The organism is Nonomuraea sp. NPDC001684 (assembly GCF_053596515.1).
In genome coordinates this window covers 1-18,941 of record NZ_JBSFGJ010000166.1, presented here as the reverse complement: position 1 = coordinate 18,941, position 18,941 = coordinate 1, and the positions used below count along the sequence as shown (strand labels likewise).

Here is an 18,941-nt window from a genome sequence, read left to right as displayed (position 1 = left end):
CGCAGGGCGTCAGCGCCGAGCTGATCGCCGCCAAGTGGTCGCTGAGCCGCGAGCAGATGGACGTCTTCGCCGCCGCCTCCCACGCCAAGGCCGCCGCCGCGGACTTCGGCGCCGAGCTCGCCCCGATCGCCAGCCTGGACCGCGACGAGTCGATCCGGCCCGCCACCACGCCCGAGGGCCGGCGCCGCCGCCTTCGACCCCGACCGGCCCGGTTGGACGGTCGGCGAGGGCGTCGGCTCCTTCCTGCTGCGGCCCGTCGCGGACGCCGTCCGGGCGGGGGACGCCGTCCACGGCGTGGTCGAGGCCACCTGGGTGGCGCACACCGGGCGTACCGGGCGGTTCACCGCGCCGAGCGCCGACGCCATGGCGGCGTCCATGCGCCGCGCCCTGGAGCGGGCCGGCGCCGGTCCCGGCGACGTCTCCTACGTCGAGTGCGCGGCGGCCGGAGCCGCCCTGGCCGACGCGGCCGAGGCCGAGGCGCTGGCCGAGGTCTTCGGCGAGCGGGCCGAGCCCGTCGCGGCGGGCACGCTCAAGCCGAACATCGGCCATCTCGAAGCCGCGTCCGGCGCCTCCCAGCTCGCCAAGGTGCTGCTGCAGCTCCGGCACGGACGGCTGGCGCCCACTCTGCTCGCCGAGCCGCCCACCGACGCGGTCACCGTGCCGGAGCAGCCGCAGCCGTGGACCGGCGAGCGGCGGGCGCTGATCAACGCCTTCGGGGCGACCGGCACGCACGCCCACGCCGTCGTCCGCGCGCCCCTTCCCGAGGAGACCCCGGGCAGCGCGGCCGAGGACGGACGGGAGCACGCCGTCCTGGTGTCCGCCGCGACCCCGGAACGGCTGGTGGCCGCCGCCCGCCGCCTGGCCGAGACCGGGGAGCGGGACGTGCGCCGCATCGCCTACACCACCCAGACCGGGCGCGCCGCCCTCGCGCACCGGCTCGCCGTCGTCTGCCGTGACGCGGCCGGGCTGCGGGAGGGGCTGGAGGCGTTCGCGGCGGGCAGGGCGCATCCGTCCGTGCTCGCCGGAGGCTCCGGCGGGCGTCCGACCGGCGCGGAGGCCGAGGCGGCGGCCGCCTGGGTGGCCGGTCAGGACGTCGACTGGGCCCGGTTCTGGCCGGAGCCGCCCGGACGGGTCGCGCTGCCCGCCTACCCGTTCGAGGCCGAGCCGTACTGGATCGAACGGGCGGAGCCGGTCGCGTCGGAGGCCGCCGCCGGGGACGCCGGGGACATGGAGGACTACCTCAAGGGCGTCTACGCCGAGGTCTCGGGCATCGACGCCGACCGGCTGGGGACGCGGGTGCCGCTGGAGCAGTACGGGCTGACGTCGTCCCAGATCGTGGAGCTCAACGCGCGGCTGGAGCGGGACCTGGGCGAGCGGTCGCGCACGCTCTTCTTCGAGCACAAGGACCTGGCCGGGGTCGCCGCCGCCCTGTCCGCCAGAACCCCCGCCCCGCCGACGCCCCAGCCCCACCGATCCACCGACAACCCTGACAAAGCCGCCGACACCGCCGATGACGGCGCGATCGCCGTCATCGGGATCGCCGGGCGTTACCCCGACGCCCCCGACCTGGGCACGTTCTGGGAGAATTTGGCCGCCGGGCGGCACTCGCTCTCCCGCGTCCCCGCTGACAGGACCCGCGAGGGCTGGCCCGTGGACCTCATGTGGGGCGGCTTCCTCGACGGCGTCACCGACTTCGACCCGCTGCTGTTCGGCATCACCCCGCGCGACGCGGCCCTCATGGACCCGCAGGAGCGCGTCTTCCTGGAGGTCACCTGGGAGGCCCTGGAGGACGCCGGCTACCCCCGCACCCGCCTGCGCGACCGGCACGGTTCGAACGTCGCCGTCTACGCGGGTGTGATGTACAACGAGTACCCCTTCTTCGGCGTCGAGCAGAGCCTGCGCGGCAAGCCCCAGGACACGGGCGCGACGCTCGGCGGCGTGGCCAACCGCGTCTCCTACCACCTGGACCTCAAGGGGCCCAGCATGTCGGTCGACACGATGTGCTCGTCGTCGCTGGCCGCGCTGCACCTCGCGGTCCGGTCGCTGCGCCAGAGGGAGTGCGAGCTGGCGATCACCGGCGGCGTCAACCTCAACCTGCATCCGAACAAGTTCGTCCAGCACGCCCGCATGCGGCTCACCGCCGGTGACCGGCGCTGCCACAGCTTCGGGGCGGGCGGCGACGGCTTCGTGCCCGCCGAGGGCGCCGGGGTCGTCCTGCTCAAGCCGCTGTCCAGGGCCAAGGCGGACGGCGACCGCATCCACGCCGTGATCAGGGGCACCGCCGTCGTGCACTCGGGCCGGACGAACGGCTGGGTGGTGCCGAGCCCCGTCGAGGAGGGCGAGCTCGTCGCCCGCGCCCTCGCCGACGCGGGCGTGGACCCCGCCGGGATCGGCTACCTCGAATGCCACGGCGCGGGCACCGCGCTCGGCGACCCCATCGAGATCAACGCCCTCATGCGGGTGTTCGGGCAGGTGGGGGCCGCGCCGGGCAGCATCCCGATCGGGTCGGTCAAGTCCAACCTCGGGCACGTCGAGTCGGGCGCCGGCATCGCCGGGCTCACCAAGATCGTGCTCCAGCTCCGGCACCGGCGGCTGGTGCCCTCCCTGCACGCCGACGAGCTCAACCCGGACATCGCCTGGGACGAGATCCCCTTCCGCGTGCAGCGCGAGGCGGCCGACTGGCCCGAGGGGCCCGGCGGCGCGCCCCGGCGGGCGGGCCTCAGCTCGTTCGGCGCCGGCGGGACGATCGCCCACGCGGTGATCGAAGAGGCCCCGCCCACCGCGACCGCCCCGCCCACCGCGACCGGCACGCCCACCGCGACCGGCACGCCCACCGTGACCGGCACGCCCGACGACGGACCGCAGCTCATCGTGCTGTCGGCCCACGACGAGCGGCGGCTGCGGGCCATGGCGGGCCGGCTGGCCGGCCACCTGCGCGCGACGCCCGAGAGCCTCGCCGACGTCGCCCACACCCTCCGCATCGGACGGGAACCGCTGCGCGAACGGCTCGCGCTGGTCGTCGCGGACGTGGCGGAGCTGTGCGAACGGCTGGAGCGCTTCGCCCGGTCGGAGCCCGCCGACGTGCTGCGCGGCCGGACCCGTCCCGGCGCCCCGCCGTCCGGGTGGTCCGGCGACCAGCTGTCCGGACGGCCCGGCGACCTGCTGGAGCTGGGCCGGCACTGGGTGGACGGCGGCCACGTGGACTGGACGCCGCCGCCGGGCGCGCGGCTGGTGGGCCTGCCGTCGTACCCGTTCGACCGGATGCGGTGCTGGCCCTTCGAACCCGCCTCCGGCGCCCCGGAACCGGCCGTCGCCGAGACGCCGCTCTTCGAACGGACCTGGGCGCCGTCCGGGGAGCCCGCCCGCGACCCCGGGACGCTCGGCGGCGGGACCGTGGTGTGCCTGTTCGGCGACGCCTCCGAGGAGCTGGCGCGCTCGCTCGGCGACCAGGTCGTGCCCGTGGGCGCGGGCGACCCCGTCCCGGAGGAGTTCACCGGCTGGATCGACCTGCGCGACCTGGGCGAGGCCGACCCGGCGGGCGAACTGGACCGGCTCGCCGTCCTGCGGGACGCCCTGGCCCGGCGCCGCCCGCTCCGGATCCTGCACGTCACCAGCGGCCTGCTGGACCTCGGCGGCGCGTCGCCGAGCCTGGCGGGGGCGCGGATGGCGGGGTTCGTGCGGATGCTCGCCGCCGAGTACCCGGCGGTCACGGCCACCGTGCTGGACAGCGACCGGCCCACGGCCGCGCAGATCCGCGCCGAATGGGCGGCCGCCGAGCCGTACGGGGAGGTCTGTTACCGCGACGGTGAGCGGTTCCGTCCCGATCTGCGGGAGTTGTCCGCGCCGTACGCCGAGCCGCGGCTCGACCCCGCGGCCGTCTACGTCGTGAGCGGCGGCACCAGGGGGCTGGGCGCGCTGGTGGCCCGCCACCTGGCCGATCGCGGCGCGCGCCGGCTCGCCCTGCTCGGCGCGCGTCCGCTGCCGCCGCGCGAGCAGTGGGACGGCTCCGGCGAGGAGGCCGTCGCCACCGTCCTCGACCTGGAACGCGCGGGCGCCCGGGTGGTCGTGCACACCGGGCCGCCGTCCGGGGTGGCCGCCTTCCTGGACGGCGTGCGGCGCGAGCTGGGCCCGATCGGCGGCGTCGTCCACTGCGCGGGACGCTCCAGCCAGGGCCGTCCGTCGCTGGCCCACAAGTCCGAGGACGACCTGCGGGCCGTGCTCACGCCCAAGGCCGACCTCCTGGAGGCGCTGGACGAGGCGTGCGCCGGGGACCGTCCGGCCTTCTTCGTCACCTTCTCCTCCGTGTGCGCCGCCGTGCCCGCGCTGGCCGCCGGGGTGGCCGACTACGCGGCCGCCAACGCCTTCCTCGACTACTGCACCGGGGTCAGGCGACGGTCCGGGCGGACCGAGTTCCGGTCGGTCGACTGGCCGCAGTGGCGGGAGTCCGGCGGGGCGCGCGGCAAGCCGAACGTCGGCGAGGCCGTCGGGCTCGCGTCCCTCGGCGACCGGGAGGGGCTGCGGGTGCTGGACCGGGTGATCGGGTTGCCGCGCGGCGCGACCGTGCTGCCGTGCCCGCCGTCCGGCGCGTCCGTGGACGTCCCGGCGCTGATCCGGCTCCCCGAGCGGGCGGACCGCCACCCGGCCACCGTCGGCCCGGCCACTGCCCGCCCGGCTCCCGAGCCGGCGTGGACCGGTGGGCCCGACTGGCTGGCCGTGCTGTTCTCCGAGACGATCGGCATCCCCGTGGACGCCCTGGACCCGACGGCGGAGTTCGGGGACCTCGGCGTCGAGTCGGTGATGCTGGCCGAGCTGGTGCAGCGCATCGAGGAACGGCTCGGGGAGAGCCTGGAGCCGTCGCTGCTGCTCGACCATCCGACGCTGGAGCAGCTCCGCGACCGCCTGGGCGTTCCGGAGCCGGCCGCCGACCGCCTGGATGCCCCCGAGCCGGCCGCCGACCGTCCGGACGTCGCCGAGCCGACCGCCGTTCTCCCGGGCGCCCCCGAGACGGGCGCGTGGGGGGAGGGCCGGGAGAGTGCGCCGGGCGGCGCCTCCGGGTCTGCCCTTCCGGGCGCCGAGGATCGCAGGATCGCGATCATCGGCATGGCCTGCCGGTTCCCCGGCGCCCCGGACGTGGCCGCGTTCTGGCGGAACCTCACCGAGGGCCGGTGCGACGTGCGCGAGGTGCCCGCCTCCCGCTGGGACCACCGCGAGCTGTACTCGCCCGAACCGGCCCTCGGCCGCAGCATCAGCAAGTGGGGCGGCTTCGTCGACGGCATCGAGGACTTCGACAACGACTACTTCGGCCTGGGCGAGGACGAGGCCCGCGCCCTCGACCCGGCCATCCGCATGTTCCTGGAGTGCTGCGCGGCCTGCCTGGCCGACGCCGGTTACGACCCCGCCGAACTGCGCGGACGCCGGGCCGGCGTGTTCGCCGGAGCCCGCATGTCCGACTACGGGCGCCGGGTCGGCGTCCGGCCGGGCGGGCTGGCCTCCGACCAGAACTTCATCGCGGCCAGGGTCGCCCACCACTTCGACCTGCGCGGCCCCAACCTCGTGGTGGACAGCGCCTGCTCCTCCTCGCTGGTCGGCGTGCAGCTCGCCGCGCAGAGCCTGCTCGCCGGGGAGGCCGAGGTCGCCCTGGCGGGCGGGGTGGAGGTGCTCCTGGACGAGAACGACTACCTCCAGCTCAGCGCGGCCAAGGCGCTGTCGCCCACCGGACGGTGTCACACGTTCGACGAGCGCGCCGACGGGTTCGTGCCGGGGGAGGGGTGCGGGGTCGTCCTGCTCAAGCCGCTGCGCGCGGCGCTGGCCGACGGCGACCGGGTGCACGCGATCATCGAGGCGGTCGCGGTGAACAACGACGGCCGCACCATGGGCGTCACCACGCCCAACCCCGAGGCCCAGGCCGACGTGGTCCGCCGGGCCCTGGAGGCGGCCGGCCGCACGCCGGGCGAGATCGGCCTGATCGAGGCGCACGGCACCGGCACGCTCATCGGCGACCCCATCGAGCTGCGCGCCCTGACGCGGGTGTTCGCCGAGGGCGGCGGCGACCCGGGAACGTGCGCGATCGGCAGCGTGAAGACCAACATCGGGCACACGCTCAGCGCGGCCGGGATCGCCGGGTTGATCAAGGCGGCGCTGGCCGTCGAGCACGGGCGGATCCCGCCGACGTTGTCCTGCGAGCGGCCCAACCCGCGCTTCGACTTCGCCGCCTCGCCCTTCGAGCCCGCCACCGAGCCGCGGGACTGGCCCTCGCCCAGGGTCGCGGGCGTGAGCTCGTTCGGGCTCGGCGGCACCAACGCGCACCTCGTGCTGAGCGAGCCGGACCCGCCGCCGGGCGTGCGGCCGGAACGCGAGCCCGCCCCCGCACCCGTCTTCCGGCGCAGGCGCCTGTGGCTGGAACGCGACCCGGCCCCGGGCCGTGACACGGCGCGTGACCTGGCCCGTGATCCGGTTCCGGCCGACGCCTCCGGCACCGGCACCGGCCCCGATCCCGGTCCGCCGGACGACGCCAGCTCGCTGCTCGACCTGAACATCACCACGGGGAGGCGCTGACTCCATGCCCGCGATCGAGTGTCACACCACGCTGAAGCACACCGACTTCATCATGCGGAACCACCGGGTGCACGACGTGTCCGTCATGCCCGGGGTGACGTTCCTCGATCTGGTGTTCCGCACGCTGATGGCGACCGGGCGCGACGCCGGGGAGATCGTCCTGCGCGAGGTGCTGTTCACCGAGGCGATCGTCACCAAGCCGGAGGCCGACCGGGAGATCCGCGTCACCGTCGACGGCGCCGACGTGCGGGCGGAGAGCCGCTGGAGCAGGGACGGGACGCCGCTGTCCGGCTGGCGGCGGAACTTCACCGGCAAGGTGGGCACGCCGACCGGCCCCGAGCCCGGCCCGATCGACCTGGACGCCCTCCGCCGCGGCGCCCGGCGGCACGGCGACATGGAGGACCTGTACGCCCGCGCCAGGGCCGAGGACATCAGCCACGGCGCCCCGATGAAATGCGCAGGACGGCTGCACCACGGCGACGGCTACCTGCTCGCCGAGCTGCGGCAGGACGCGCCCGCCCCCGGCCACGAGGGCTTCCACCTGCACCCCGCCCGGCTGGACGCGGCCACCCTGGCCGGGCTGGGCCAGACCCAGGCGTCGGGGCGGGAGCCGTTCATCCCGGTCTACATCGCCGAGTTCCGCGCGCCCCGGCGGCTCGGCGCGGCCTTCCACGTGTACGCGCCGCGCCCGGAGAGCATCGCGCCGTCCGGCGACGTGATCACCAACGACTTCGGCCTCTACGACGAGCGGGGGCGCTTCGTCGCCGGGTTCGGCGGGCTGTCGTGCAAGCGCATCAGGTCGCCGCGTCTGATCGAGCGGCTGCTCGACGACCCGGCCCGCCCGGAGCAGCCGTCCGCCACCGGCCACAACGGCTCCGGCGACCTGGTCGGCCGCCTGCGCGAGCTCGTCGCCGGGCCGCTCGGCCGCCCGCCCGGCGAGGTGCCCACCGGGACCGGCTTCTACGACCTCGGCCTGGACTCGGTCACGCTCGTGGACATCAGCGAACGGCTGGAGAAGATCGTCGGGCGGCGGCTCTACCCGACCCTGCTGTTCGAGTACGGCGACATCGACAGCCTCGCCGCCCACCTCTCCTCCGCCTACGACCTCACCCCGGGGGAGCCGGAGCCCGAGCCGGGCGAGACGCGCTGCTTCCGCGACGTGTGGGTGCCGCAACCCGAGGACGGCGACGACCCCGGCGAGTACCGCGAGATCACCCCCGGCGCCCGGTACGACGGTTCCCGGCACCTGGTGATCCGGGCCACGCAGGGTGAGCCCGCCGACCCGTGCCTGGCCGTCTGGGAGACCGCGAAGGCCGTCCTCGCCGCGAAGCCGGAGCGGCCGGTCACCCTCACCTACGCCCACACCGGCGACGACCCCGCCCACGAGGCCGTCGGCGCGCTGGCCAGGACGATCACCGCCGAGACCCCGCTGATCCGCTGCCGCAGCATCCGCCTGGACCCCGCCGACGCCCTCGCCCCCGCCTCCGCTGACGCCCCTGCCTCCTCCGACGTCTCCGCCTCCGCCGACGTGCTGCGGGACGCCTCCGCCGAGCCCGAGATCCGCTACGAGCACGGCGAACGCCTGGTGCGCCGCTGGCTCCCGGTCGAGCCGCCCGAGCCGCCCGAGCAGCCCGAGCCCGGCGGGCGCGTCCCGATCAGGAAGGGCGGCGTGTACGTGATCGCCGGCGGGACGGGCGGCATCGGCCGCCTCCTCGCCGAGCACCTGGCACGCCGCCACCAGGCCACGGCCGTGCCGATCAGCAGGAACGCCGAGATCTCCGCCGACCTGACCGACCCGGACCAGGTCGAGCGCGCCCTCGCCACGGTCCGGGCGCGCCACGGCCGCATCGACGGCGTCGTCCACTGCGCGGGCGTCAACCGCGACGGGCTCTACCCGGGCAAACGGGCCGCCGACATCGAGGCCGTGGTGGGGGCCAAGGCCCTGAGCGTGCGCCACCTGGACGCCGCGACCAAGGACGACGACCTGGACTGCTTCGTGGTGTTCTCGTCGGTGTCGGCGTCGCTGGCCAACCCGGGGCAGGCCGACTACGCCTTCGCGAACGCGTACCTGGAGGAGTTCGCCCGGCGGCGGGCGGCGCGACGGGACCGGCCGGGCCGGACCCTGGCGATCGCGTGGCCGTACTGGGCCGAGGGCGGGATGCGGGTCGGGCCGGAGACGGTCGAGCGCGCCCGCACGGCCACCGGGATGGTCCCGCTGCCCACCGAGGCCGCCCTCGACGTGTTCGACCGCGCCCTGAGCGGCAGCGAGGACGTCCTGACGGTGCTGCACGGCGACGCGGACCGCGTCCCCACGCTGCTGCCGCCCGCCCCGCCGCAACCCTCGCCCCGCCCGGCCTCCCGGCCCGCGGCCGCCACGCCCCGCGCGGAGGCGCGGGCGGCGGGCGGCGGCGAGCCCGGCGAAGTGCGCGGCGACGAGCCCATCGCGGTCGTCGGGCTGGCCGGACGGTACCCGCAGGCCCCCGACCTGCGCGCCTTCTGGCGCAACCTGGCCGAGGGACGCGACTGCATCGAGGAGATCCCGGACGACCGCTGGAACCACGACGAGATCTACGACCCCGAGAAGGGCGCCCGTGGCAGGACGTACGGCAAGTGGGGCGGCTTCCTCGACGGCGTCGACCGCTTCGACCCCGCCTTCTTCGGCATCTCCCGCCGCGACGCCGAACGCATGGACCCGCAGGAACGGCTGTTCCTCCAGACCTGCTGGCACGCGCTGGAGGACGCCGGCCACCCGCCGGAGTCGCTGTCGGCGCAGAACGTCGGCGTGTTCGCGGGCGTGATGTGGAACCACTACCAGCTCGTCGAGGGCGGGGAGGGCGGCGTCGCCCCCACGGCCATGCACGCCTCCATCGCCAACCGCGTCTCCTACACCCTCGACCTGCACGGCCCGAGCATCGCGCTGGACACCGCCTGCTCCTCCTCGCTGACCGCCGTGCACCTGGCCGTCGAGAGCCTGCGGCGCGGCGAGTGCGACCTCGCCCTGGCCGGCGGCGTGAACGCGACCGTCCACCCGCAGAAGTACCTGCAACTCGCCCAGGGACACTGGTTGTCGGAGGACGGCCGATGCCGCGCCTTCGGCGCCGGCGGCAGCGGGTACGTGCCCGGCGAGGGCGTCGGGGCCGTCCTGCTCAGGCCGCTCTCGCGGGCCCTGGCGGACGGCGACCACGTCTACGGCGTCATCGCCGCCACCGCCGTCAACCACACCGGCCGGACCAGCGGCGCCACGGTCCCGAGCCCGCGCTCGCAGGCCCAGCTCATCGGCACGGCGATCCGCAGGTCGGGCTGGGACCCGGCGAGCATCGGCTACATCGAGGCGCACGGCACCGGCACCTCGCTCGGCGACCCGATCGAGGTCGAGGGCATGCGCCAGGCCCTGCCGGAGGGCGCGGACTGCGCGATCGGCTCGGTCAAGTCCAACATCGGCCACCTGGAGGGCGCGGCCGGGATCGCCGGGCTGACCAAGGTGCTGCTCCAGCTCCAGCACGGGCAACTCGTGCCGTCCCTGCACGCCGACGAGCTCAACCCGAAGATCGACTTCGCCGCCACGCCCTTCCACGTGCAGCGCGCGCTCGAACCCTGGCCCCGCGCGGACGGCACGCCCCGGCGGGCCGGGGTCAGCGCGTTCGGCGCGGGCGGCACGAACGCGCACGTCCTGGTCGAGGAGGCGCCGGAGCCCGCTCCCGGGCCGGGCGCGGACGGGCCCTGCCTGGTCGTGCTCTCCGCCCGTACGCCCGAGGCGCTGCGCGACTACGCCCGCGCCTGGACCCGCTTCCTGGCGGAGACCGCCACGGCGGACGGCTCCCTCTCAAGCTCCCGGGGCGCCGTCGAACGGGTGGCCGCGCTGCTCGGCATCCCCGCCGACCAGCTCGACCCGGCCGACTCGCTGGGCGACCTCGGCCTCGACCCGGCCGCGCTGATCCAGCTCGGACAGGGCCTCTCGCTGGACGACACCGTCGCCGACCTGGCCGGGCCCGGCACGGCTCTGGCCGACCTCGCCTACACCTCGCAGGTCGGACGGACCGGCATGGCCGAGCGGCTGGCGCTCGTCGTGCGCGACGCGGCCGAGCTGCGGGACGGGCTGGAGGCGTACGCGGCGGGCGCGAACCCCGGCCCCGGCGTCTTCACCGGCTCCGGCGGCGAGGACGGCACGCCGTCGGCGGCGGACTGCGTCCGGCTGTTCCGGGCCGGACGGCTGGAAGAGGTGGCGGCCGCCTGGGCCGGAGGAGCCGAGGTGCCGTGGCGCGAGTGCCACGACGGCGGGCGGCTGGTCTCGCTGCCGGTCTACCCGTTCCAGGAGGAGAGCTGCTGGCTCGGCCGCTGGCAGCGCGCCACCACGACCTCCGAGCCGCCTGCCGAGCCGTTGTTCGAGTCACCCACCGGGCCGCCCGCCGTGGAGACGCCGGAGGAGCAGGCCGTGGAGCTCGTGCCGGACGGGGAAGGGCTGCGGTTCGAGGTGCTGCCCGACGGGGTGGCGCTGGTGGTGATGGGGTCCGGCGCGTCCATGTTCACCAGGGAGCTGATCGACGACCTCCAGGCCGCGTTCGCCGAGATCGCCGGGCGCGAGGACGTCAAGGCGGTCGTGCTCACCGGCAGCGGCAACGTCTTCAGCATGGGCGCCACCCCGGAGGCCCTGCGCACCCTCGCGGGCGGCGAAGGACGTTTCACGGACGTGCCCTTCCTGTACGAGGGGCTGCTGCGGTGCGACCGGCCGGTCGTCGCCGCCGTCCAGGGGCACGCGTCGGGCGGCGGGCTGGCCTTCGGGCTCTTCGCCGACCTCGTCATCATGGCGGCCGAGGGGGTCTACAGCGCCAACTTCATGAAGTTCGGCTTCACGCCCGGGATGGGCGCGACGTACATCCTGGAGGAGCGGCTCGGCCGGTCGGCGGCGCACGAGATGCTCTACACCGGCCGGTCCGTGACGGGTGAGGAGCTGGCCCGGCGGGGGGCCGGGGTGACCGTCCTGCCGCAGGGCGCCGTGCTGAAGGCGGCGCTCAGGCACGCCCGCTCGATCGCCGCGCTGCCGCTGCCCGCCCTGCGGGCGCTCAAGTCCGAGCTGGCCGGACGGGTGCTCGACCGGCTGACCGGCGTCATCGCGGGGGAGTCGGGGATGCACGAGCGCGTGCTGGGGGAGGAGTCGCTGGCCCGCGTCGACGACTACTTCGCCAAGGTGGACACCTTCAGAGGCGACGCCCCGAAGGCGGACACGGGCAGAAGCGCGTCACCGAAGGCCCGTCCCGTGAAGGGGGGTTCTGCGAGGGGCGGGCCTGAGCCGGGGGAGGTGCGGCGGGTCATCGAGGGCACGCTCATGAGCCACCTCTACCTTCAGGCCCACGAGGTGGACGACTCGCTGAGCTTCAGCGAGATGGGGCTGGACTCGATCGGGGCCGTGGAGATCGTCCGGGACCTGAACCGGAGCTTCGGGCTCGACCTGGACTCCGTCGCCGTCTACGACCACCCGACCGTCCCCGCTCTGGTGGACGCCGTACGGGAGGCCGTGGCCGCCGACGGGCTGACCGTGCCTCCGCCACGTCCCGCCCCCGAGCAGCCGGTCCCGGAGGAGCGACCTTCCGTACCGAGGCAACCCACGCCCGCCGAGCGGGACGAGACGCCCGAACCGGGCGATCCGGAGGAGCGGGCGGGCCAGGTCCGGCTGCCCTCGCTCGACGGCGACCGCGCCGAGCCGGACACCACGACCGCCGAGCCTCCCGCGAACACCGGCACGGTCACCCTGGAGGCGGTGAGGCCCACCGAAGAGCCCCCCGCCCGTGAGGAGCCCACCCCCGCACGAGAGAAGGCGCCTGTCCGGGAGGGGGACATCGCCGTCATCGGCATGGCCGGGCGGTTCCCGGACGCGCCCGACCTCCGGACGTTCTGGCGGAACCTGGCGGACGGCCGGTGCAGCATCCGCGAGGTGCCCCCCGAGCGGTTCGACGTCTCGCGGGTGTACGACGCCGACCGCATGGCGCCAGGCCGGACGTACAGCAAGTGGGCCGCCATGCTCACCGACGTCGACGCCTTCGACGCGGCCTTCTTCAACATCTCGCCCCTGGAGGCCGAGACGATGGACCCGCAGCAGCGGCTGTTCCTCCAGGAGGCGTGGCACGCCCTGGAGGACGCCGGCTACGCCGCCAGGTCCGGCCGCAGACCGTGGGGGTGCTTCGTCGGCTGCGGCGCGGGCGACTACGCCGGCCTGCTGGCGGCGGCCGGACGCGACGACACCGGGCACGCCTTCCTCGGCAACGCCTCCTCGGTGCTGCCCGCGCGGATCGCGTACCTGCTGGACTTCGGCGGGCCGACCATGGCCGTGGACACCGCGTGCTCGTCCTCGCTGGTGGCCGTGCACCTGGCCTGCGAGAGCATCCGGCGCGGCGAGTGCGAGGCGGCGGTCGCGGGTGGGGTGGCGGTGATGAACACCCCGAGGATGCACATCTGGTGCAGCAAGGCCGGGATGCTCTCGCCCACCGGCACCTGCGCGCCCTTCGACGAGTCGGCCGACGGCATCGTGCTGGGCGAGGGCGTCGGCGTGGTCGTGCTGAAGCGGCTGGACCGGGCGCTGGCGGACGGCGACCACGTCCACGGCGTGATCCGGGCCAGCGGCGTCAACGGCGACGGCGCGAGCAACGGCATCACCGCGCCCAGCGCCTCCTCCCAGGCGGAACTGCTGACCGAGGTGCACCGGCGGGCCGGGATCCGTCCCGGCGCGGTGGACTACGTCGAGACGCACGGCACCGGGACCGAGCTGGGCGACCCGATCGAGGTCAAGGCGCTGGCCAAGGTGTTCGGCGCGGACCGCGAGCGCCCGTGCCGCATCGGCTCGCTCAAGGCGAACGTCGGCCACACCACCATGGCGGCGGGGATCGGTGGGCTGCTCAAGACCCTGCTGGCGTTGCGGCATCGGCAGTTGCCGCCGTCGCCGGGGTTCACCCGGGCCAATCCGAAGATCGACTTCGCGGACGGCGCGCTCGAAGTGGTCACGGAGCTGTCGCCCTGGACGCCCGGCCGCTCCGGCGAGCGGGTCGCGGCGGTGAGCAGCTTCGGCTTCAGCGGGACGAACTGCCACGTCGTGGTCGCCGAGCCGCCCTCCCGCGAACCGCGGGCCGGCGGCCGCGAGGACGTCGTCGTCCCCCTGTCGGCCTCGGACGAGCAGGCCCTGGCCCGGCTGCGCACCGGCCTGGCCGGCCACCTCGACGCCCACCCGGAGCTCGACGTGCGCGACGTCGCCCGCACGCTCGCCGTGGGCAGGCCGCACCTGGCCGGGGCCCGGTGCGCGTACGTGGCCGGGGACCTCGCCGACCTGCGCGGCCAGCTGCGCGACGGCGCCCGCCCGGCACGCGGTGAGGCGGGACGCCTCGCCGAGCGGTACACCGGCGGCGACGACCTCCCCTGGGACGACCTGACGGCGGGCGGGCGGCGGGTGCCGCTGCCGGGATACCCGTTCGCGGACGACCGGCGCCACTGGATCGGCGGCGACGACCACCCCGCCGGGCCCGGCGACGACCACCCCGCCGGGCCCGCCCCCGGGACCTGGATCCGCCCCGACGACCGGCTGGTCGCCGACCACCGGATCGGCGGCACCCCCGTGCTGCCCGGCGTGGCCTTCCTGACGATCGCCGCCGAGCGCGGCGGGCTGTCCGGTCCGGTGCGCTTCGAGCGGGTACGGTGGCTGCGCCCGTTCGAGGTGCGCGAGGCCCGCGCCCTGGACGTGGTCGTGCGCGACGACGGCGGCTTCGAGCTGGACGGGCACGCCCGCGGCACCCTGCGGACCGGCGACGGCGCACTCGGGCGGCTGGACGTCGCCCAGGTCGAGGCCCGGTGCGCGGACAGCCGTCCGGCCGACGACCTCTACCGCGCCTTCGACCGCGCCGGGCTGCACTACGGGCCCGGGTTCCGGGTGCTGCGCGAGGTCCGCGTCGGCGACGGCGAGGCGCTCGGCGTCCTGCGCGACGGCGCGCGCTGGGAGGCGCTGCTGGACGGCGCGCTCCAGACCGTCGCGGCGCTGCGTCCCGAGGGCGGTGAGCCCGCGATGCCGTTCAGCGTGGAGTCGGCCGAGCTGGACGGCCCGATCACCGGCCCCGCCCACGCCCACGTGACCGACGAGGGCCGGGACGGGTACACGGTCCGCCTCGCCGACGCCGCAGGGCGGGTCAGGGCCGAGTTCCGGGGGGTCGTCCTGCGGACCCGGCCGAGCCGCCCGGCGGACGGCATGATCTTCGCCCCCGTCTGGCGCCGGACCGAGGCCGCCACCGAGCCCGGTGCGGGCGGCGGCCGGGCTCTCGTGCTGCACACCCCCGCCGCCGAGCCGCTGGCCCGCGCCCTCCTGGACACCCACGAGGACGGCCGCCTGGCCCCGCTCGCCTCGCCCGCGACGCCGGAGGAACGGTACGACACCGTGTACGTCCTCGCCCTGCCCGACCGGAACGGCCCGCCCGCCGACGACCCCACCACCCATGACGTGTTCCGCCTGGTCAAGCGGCTTTCCGAGCAGGGGCGCGGCGGCTGGAGCCCCACGGTGAAGGTGGTCGTCGCCGGAGCCGTGCGGGTCGGGGACGAGGAGATCGTCCCGCACGCGGCCGGTGTGATCGGACTGACCAGGGCGGTGGCCGCCGAGCACCCGCACTGGACCGTCACCGTCATCGACGTCGGGGCCGCGCCGCAGCCGCCCGCCGACCTCGCCCGCCTGGTACGCGCCGAGAGCTGCGCCGACGAGCTGGTCGCCCTCCGCGACGGCCACCGCCACCTCCGCGCCCTGGAACCCCTGCCCCTGACCGCCGGACGCAGCCCGTACCGGGACGGCGGGGCCTACCTGATCGTGGGCGGGACCGGCGGGCTCGGACGCACCCTGAGCAGGCATCTGGCCGCCACCGCGGGAGCGCGGCTGGCCCTGGTCGGGCGGCGCGAGATCAGCCCCGAGATCCGCGAGCAGCTGGCCGAGATCGAGTCGCTCGGCGGCCAGGCCGTGTACCTGCGGGCCGACGTGGCCGACCGGGCCGCGTTCGGCAGGGCCGTCGAGGCGGCGCGGCAGCGGTTCGGCGAGCTCCACGGCGCCTTCCACGCCGCTCTGGTGCTGCGCGACATGACGCTCGCCAACATGGACGACGACGCGTTCGCCCAGGTGCTCGCGCCCAAGGTGGCCGGCGCCGCCGTCTTCGCCGAGGCGCTGGCGGGCCTGCCGCTCGACTTCCTGGCCTACTTCTCCTCTGCGGCCTCGTTCGTCGAGGTGGGCGGGCAGGCGAACTACGCGGCCGCCAGCACGTTCGAGGACGCCTACGCGCTGAGCCTGTCCGACCGGCCGGTCAGCGTGATCAACTGGGGTTACTGGGGCAGCGTCGGCGCGGTCTCCGGCGGCGGCTACGACGGCCGGTTCGCCGAGCTGGGCATCGGCTCGATCGAGCCGGAGGAGGGCATGGCGGCGCTGGCGTCCGTCCTGGGCTCGGGCGCGCGGCAGGCGCTCGTCGTCAAGGCGGAGCCGAAGGGCCTGGCCCACATCGGCGTCCGCACCCCGGACGCCGCCGCCGAGCCCGGCCGGGCCGGCGAGCCCGGTGAGCTGGAACGGGCGCGGACGGCGTTCGCCGCGCTGGACGACCTGGCCCGCGGGCTGCTGCACCGGTCGGCCGACCGGGTGAGGGCCGTCGAGAACGTGCGCGCGGACCGCGGACGGCTGCGCGCCGCCGTGTTCGACCTGCTGGACGGGCCCGCGCCGCAAACGTCGCCGGCGGACGTGCTGGCCCGCTTCCCCGACCTGGAGCCGCACGTCAAGCTGCTGACCGCCTGCGTCGAGGCGCTGCCCGGCGTGCTGGCGGGCGAGCGCGACCCCATGGAGGTGCTGTTCCCCGGCGGCTCGATGAGCCTGGTCGAGCAGGTCTACAAGGGGCAGGCGGTCTCGGACCACTTCAACCGGCTGCTGGCCGGTGAGGTCGCCCGCGGCGGCCCCCGCCGCGTCCTGGAGATCGGCGCCGGCACGGGCGCGAGCACCGGCTTCGTGCTGGACGCCCTCGAAGGCCAGGACGTCGAGTACACCTACACCGACGTCTCGCCCGGGTTCCTGCGCCACGGCGAGCGGGAGTTCGGCGCGCGCCGCCCGGACCTCGTGCTCGCCCTCTTCGACGTGGAACGCGACCCGGCCGAGCAGGGCTTCGAACCCGGGACCTACGACGTTGTGCTGGCCACGAACGTCCTGCACGCCACCGCCGACGTCGGCCGGACGCTGCGCAACGCCGCCGCGCTGCTGCGTCCCGGCGGACGGTTGCTGGTCAACGAGGTGACCAGGGCGGCCGACTTCCTGACCCTCACGTTCGGGCTGACCCCGGGCTGGTGGCGCTTCACCGACGAGGAGCTGCGCCTGCCGCACAGCCCGCTGCTCGGCGCGCCGCAATGGCAGCGGGCGTTCCGGGACGCCGGTCTCACCCCCGCCCGCACCCTGGGCATCCCCGGCACGCCCGTCGCGGAGCTCGACCAGTGCGTCCTGGTGGGCGAGACGGCGGCCGCCACAGCTCCCGGCACCGGCGCCCGCGGCTACGTCAAGCGGGTGTTCGCCGAGGTGCTCAAGTACGGGAGCACCGATCTGGACGAGCGCGCCACCTTCGAGACGTTCGGCATCGACTCGCTGGTGAGCCAGAACGTCATCCACCGGTTCGAGCAGGACCTGGGGCCGCTGCCGTCCACCCTGCTGTTCGAGAACCTGACGATCGAGGAGCTGGCCGCGTACCTGGAGAACGAGCACGGCGAGCGCCTGCGCGCGGCCCTCGGCCAGGAACCCGCGCCGGAGGAGCCGGCGCGGCCCGCGCCGCGCCGCGAGCCCGCCGCGCAGGCCCTCGACATCGCCGTGGTCGCGGTGACCGGCCGCTACCCGGCCTCCCCCGACCTGGACGCCTTCTGGAGCAACCTGGCGAAGGGCGCGAACTGCATCACCGAGGCGGACCGCTTCGACCTGGACGCCCTGTACGACCCCAAACGCGGACGCAAGCAGCGCACCTACAGCAAGTGGGGCGGCTTCATCGAGGGCGTGGAGCAGTTCGACGCGCCCTTCTTCGGCATCCTGCCGCGCGACGCCGAGATCACCGACCCGCAGGAACGCCTGTTCCTGGAGACCGCCTGGACCCTGCTCGAAGACGCCGGCTACCTGAGCGAGCACACCAGGCAGCCGAGCACCGGCGTCTTCGTCGGCACCATGTACGGCTCCTACGGGCGCATGGCGGCGGCCGAGGGCTGGCCGGAGGGCAGGTTCGCGGGGGCGCACTCGGCGTACTGGTCGATCGCCAACCGGGTGTCGTACTTCTTCGACCTGCGCGGGCCGAGCCTCGCCGTCGACTCGGCCTGCTCGTCGTCGCTGACCGCGGTCCAGCTCGCCTGCGAGAGCCTGCGGCGCGGCGAGTGCGCGCAGGCCATCGCGGGCGGCGTGAACCTGATCCTGCACCCCGCCCACTTCGTGGCGCTCTGCTCGCTGAACATGCTCGCCGCCGACGGCGCCTGCAAGGTGTTCGACGAGGCGGCGGACGGGTTCGTCCCGGGGGAGGGCGTCGGGGCGGTGCTGCTCAAGCCCCTGGCCGACGCCGAGCGGGACGGCGACCGGATCTACGGCGTCATCAAGGGCGCCTTCGCCAACGCCGGAGGGAAGACCGCCGGGTACACCGTGCCCAATCCGAGCGCCCAGGCCGACCTGGTCACCGAGGCGGTCCGGCGGGCCGGGCTGGACCCGCGGACCATCTCGTACGTCGAGGCCCACGGCACCGGCACCGCGCTCGGCGACCCCATCGAGATCGCCAGCCTGACCCGGGCCTTCGCCTCCCAGGGCTTCGCGGACGCGGACCGCGTGGACCGGATGGTCGGCTCCGTCAAGGCCAACATCGGGCACCTGGAGGGGGCGGCGGGCATCGCCGGGCTGACCAAGGTGCTGCTGCAGTTCCAGCACGGCCAGGTGGCTCCCTGCGCGAACCTGGAGACGCCCAACCCCAAGATCGACTTCACCGCGTCCCCCTTCCGGCCGCCGGACCGGCTGACCGACTGGCAGCGGCCCTTCCTGGACGGCGAGACGTTCCCGCGCAGGGCCGGGGTCAGCTCGTTCGGCGCCGGCGGGGCCAACGTGCACGTCGTCCTGGAGGAGTACGTGCCCACCGCCGGGACGCCGCCGGAGCCCGCCGACGCGGGGGAGCAGGTGATCCTGCTCTCGGCGCGTACCCGCGACCAGCTCCGCGCCATGGCGGGCCAGGTCGCCGACGTCGCGGCGAGCGGGCGGGCGGGGCTGGCGGAGCTCGCGTACACCACTCAGGTGGGCCGCGCCGAGCTGCCCGAACGGCTCGCCGTCCGGGCAGCCGGCCTGGACGAGCTGGCCGCCCGGCTGCGTTCGTTCGCGGGCGACGGCGAGGCCGAGG

The 18,941-nt window shown here is 75.6% G+C and carries 2 protein-coding genes and 1 pseudogene; all 3 read left to right on the top strand.

The genetic code is table 11. The features are described from left to right. Nucleotides 1-158: pseudogene (locus ACWCSD_RS26515) on the top strand (thiolase family protein); the annotation flags it as partial. Nucleotides 159-294: 136 nt separating this feature from the next. Continuing rightward, on the top strand, nucleotides 295-6,555 hold the full coding sequence (locus ACWCSD_RS26510; protein ID WP_449918746.1) for a beta-ketoacyl synthase N-terminal-like domain-containing protein: 6,261 nt from the start codon (nucleotides 295-297) through the stop codon (nucleotides 6,553-6,555). A gap of 4 nt (nucleotides 6,556-6,559) precedes the next feature. Beyond that, nucleotides 6,560-18,941, top strand: a 12,382-nt coding sequence (locus tag ACWCSD_RS26505; RefSeq protein ID WP_449918743.1) for an SDR family NAD(P)-dependent oxidoreductase, incomplete at its 3' end; no start/stop codon positions are given.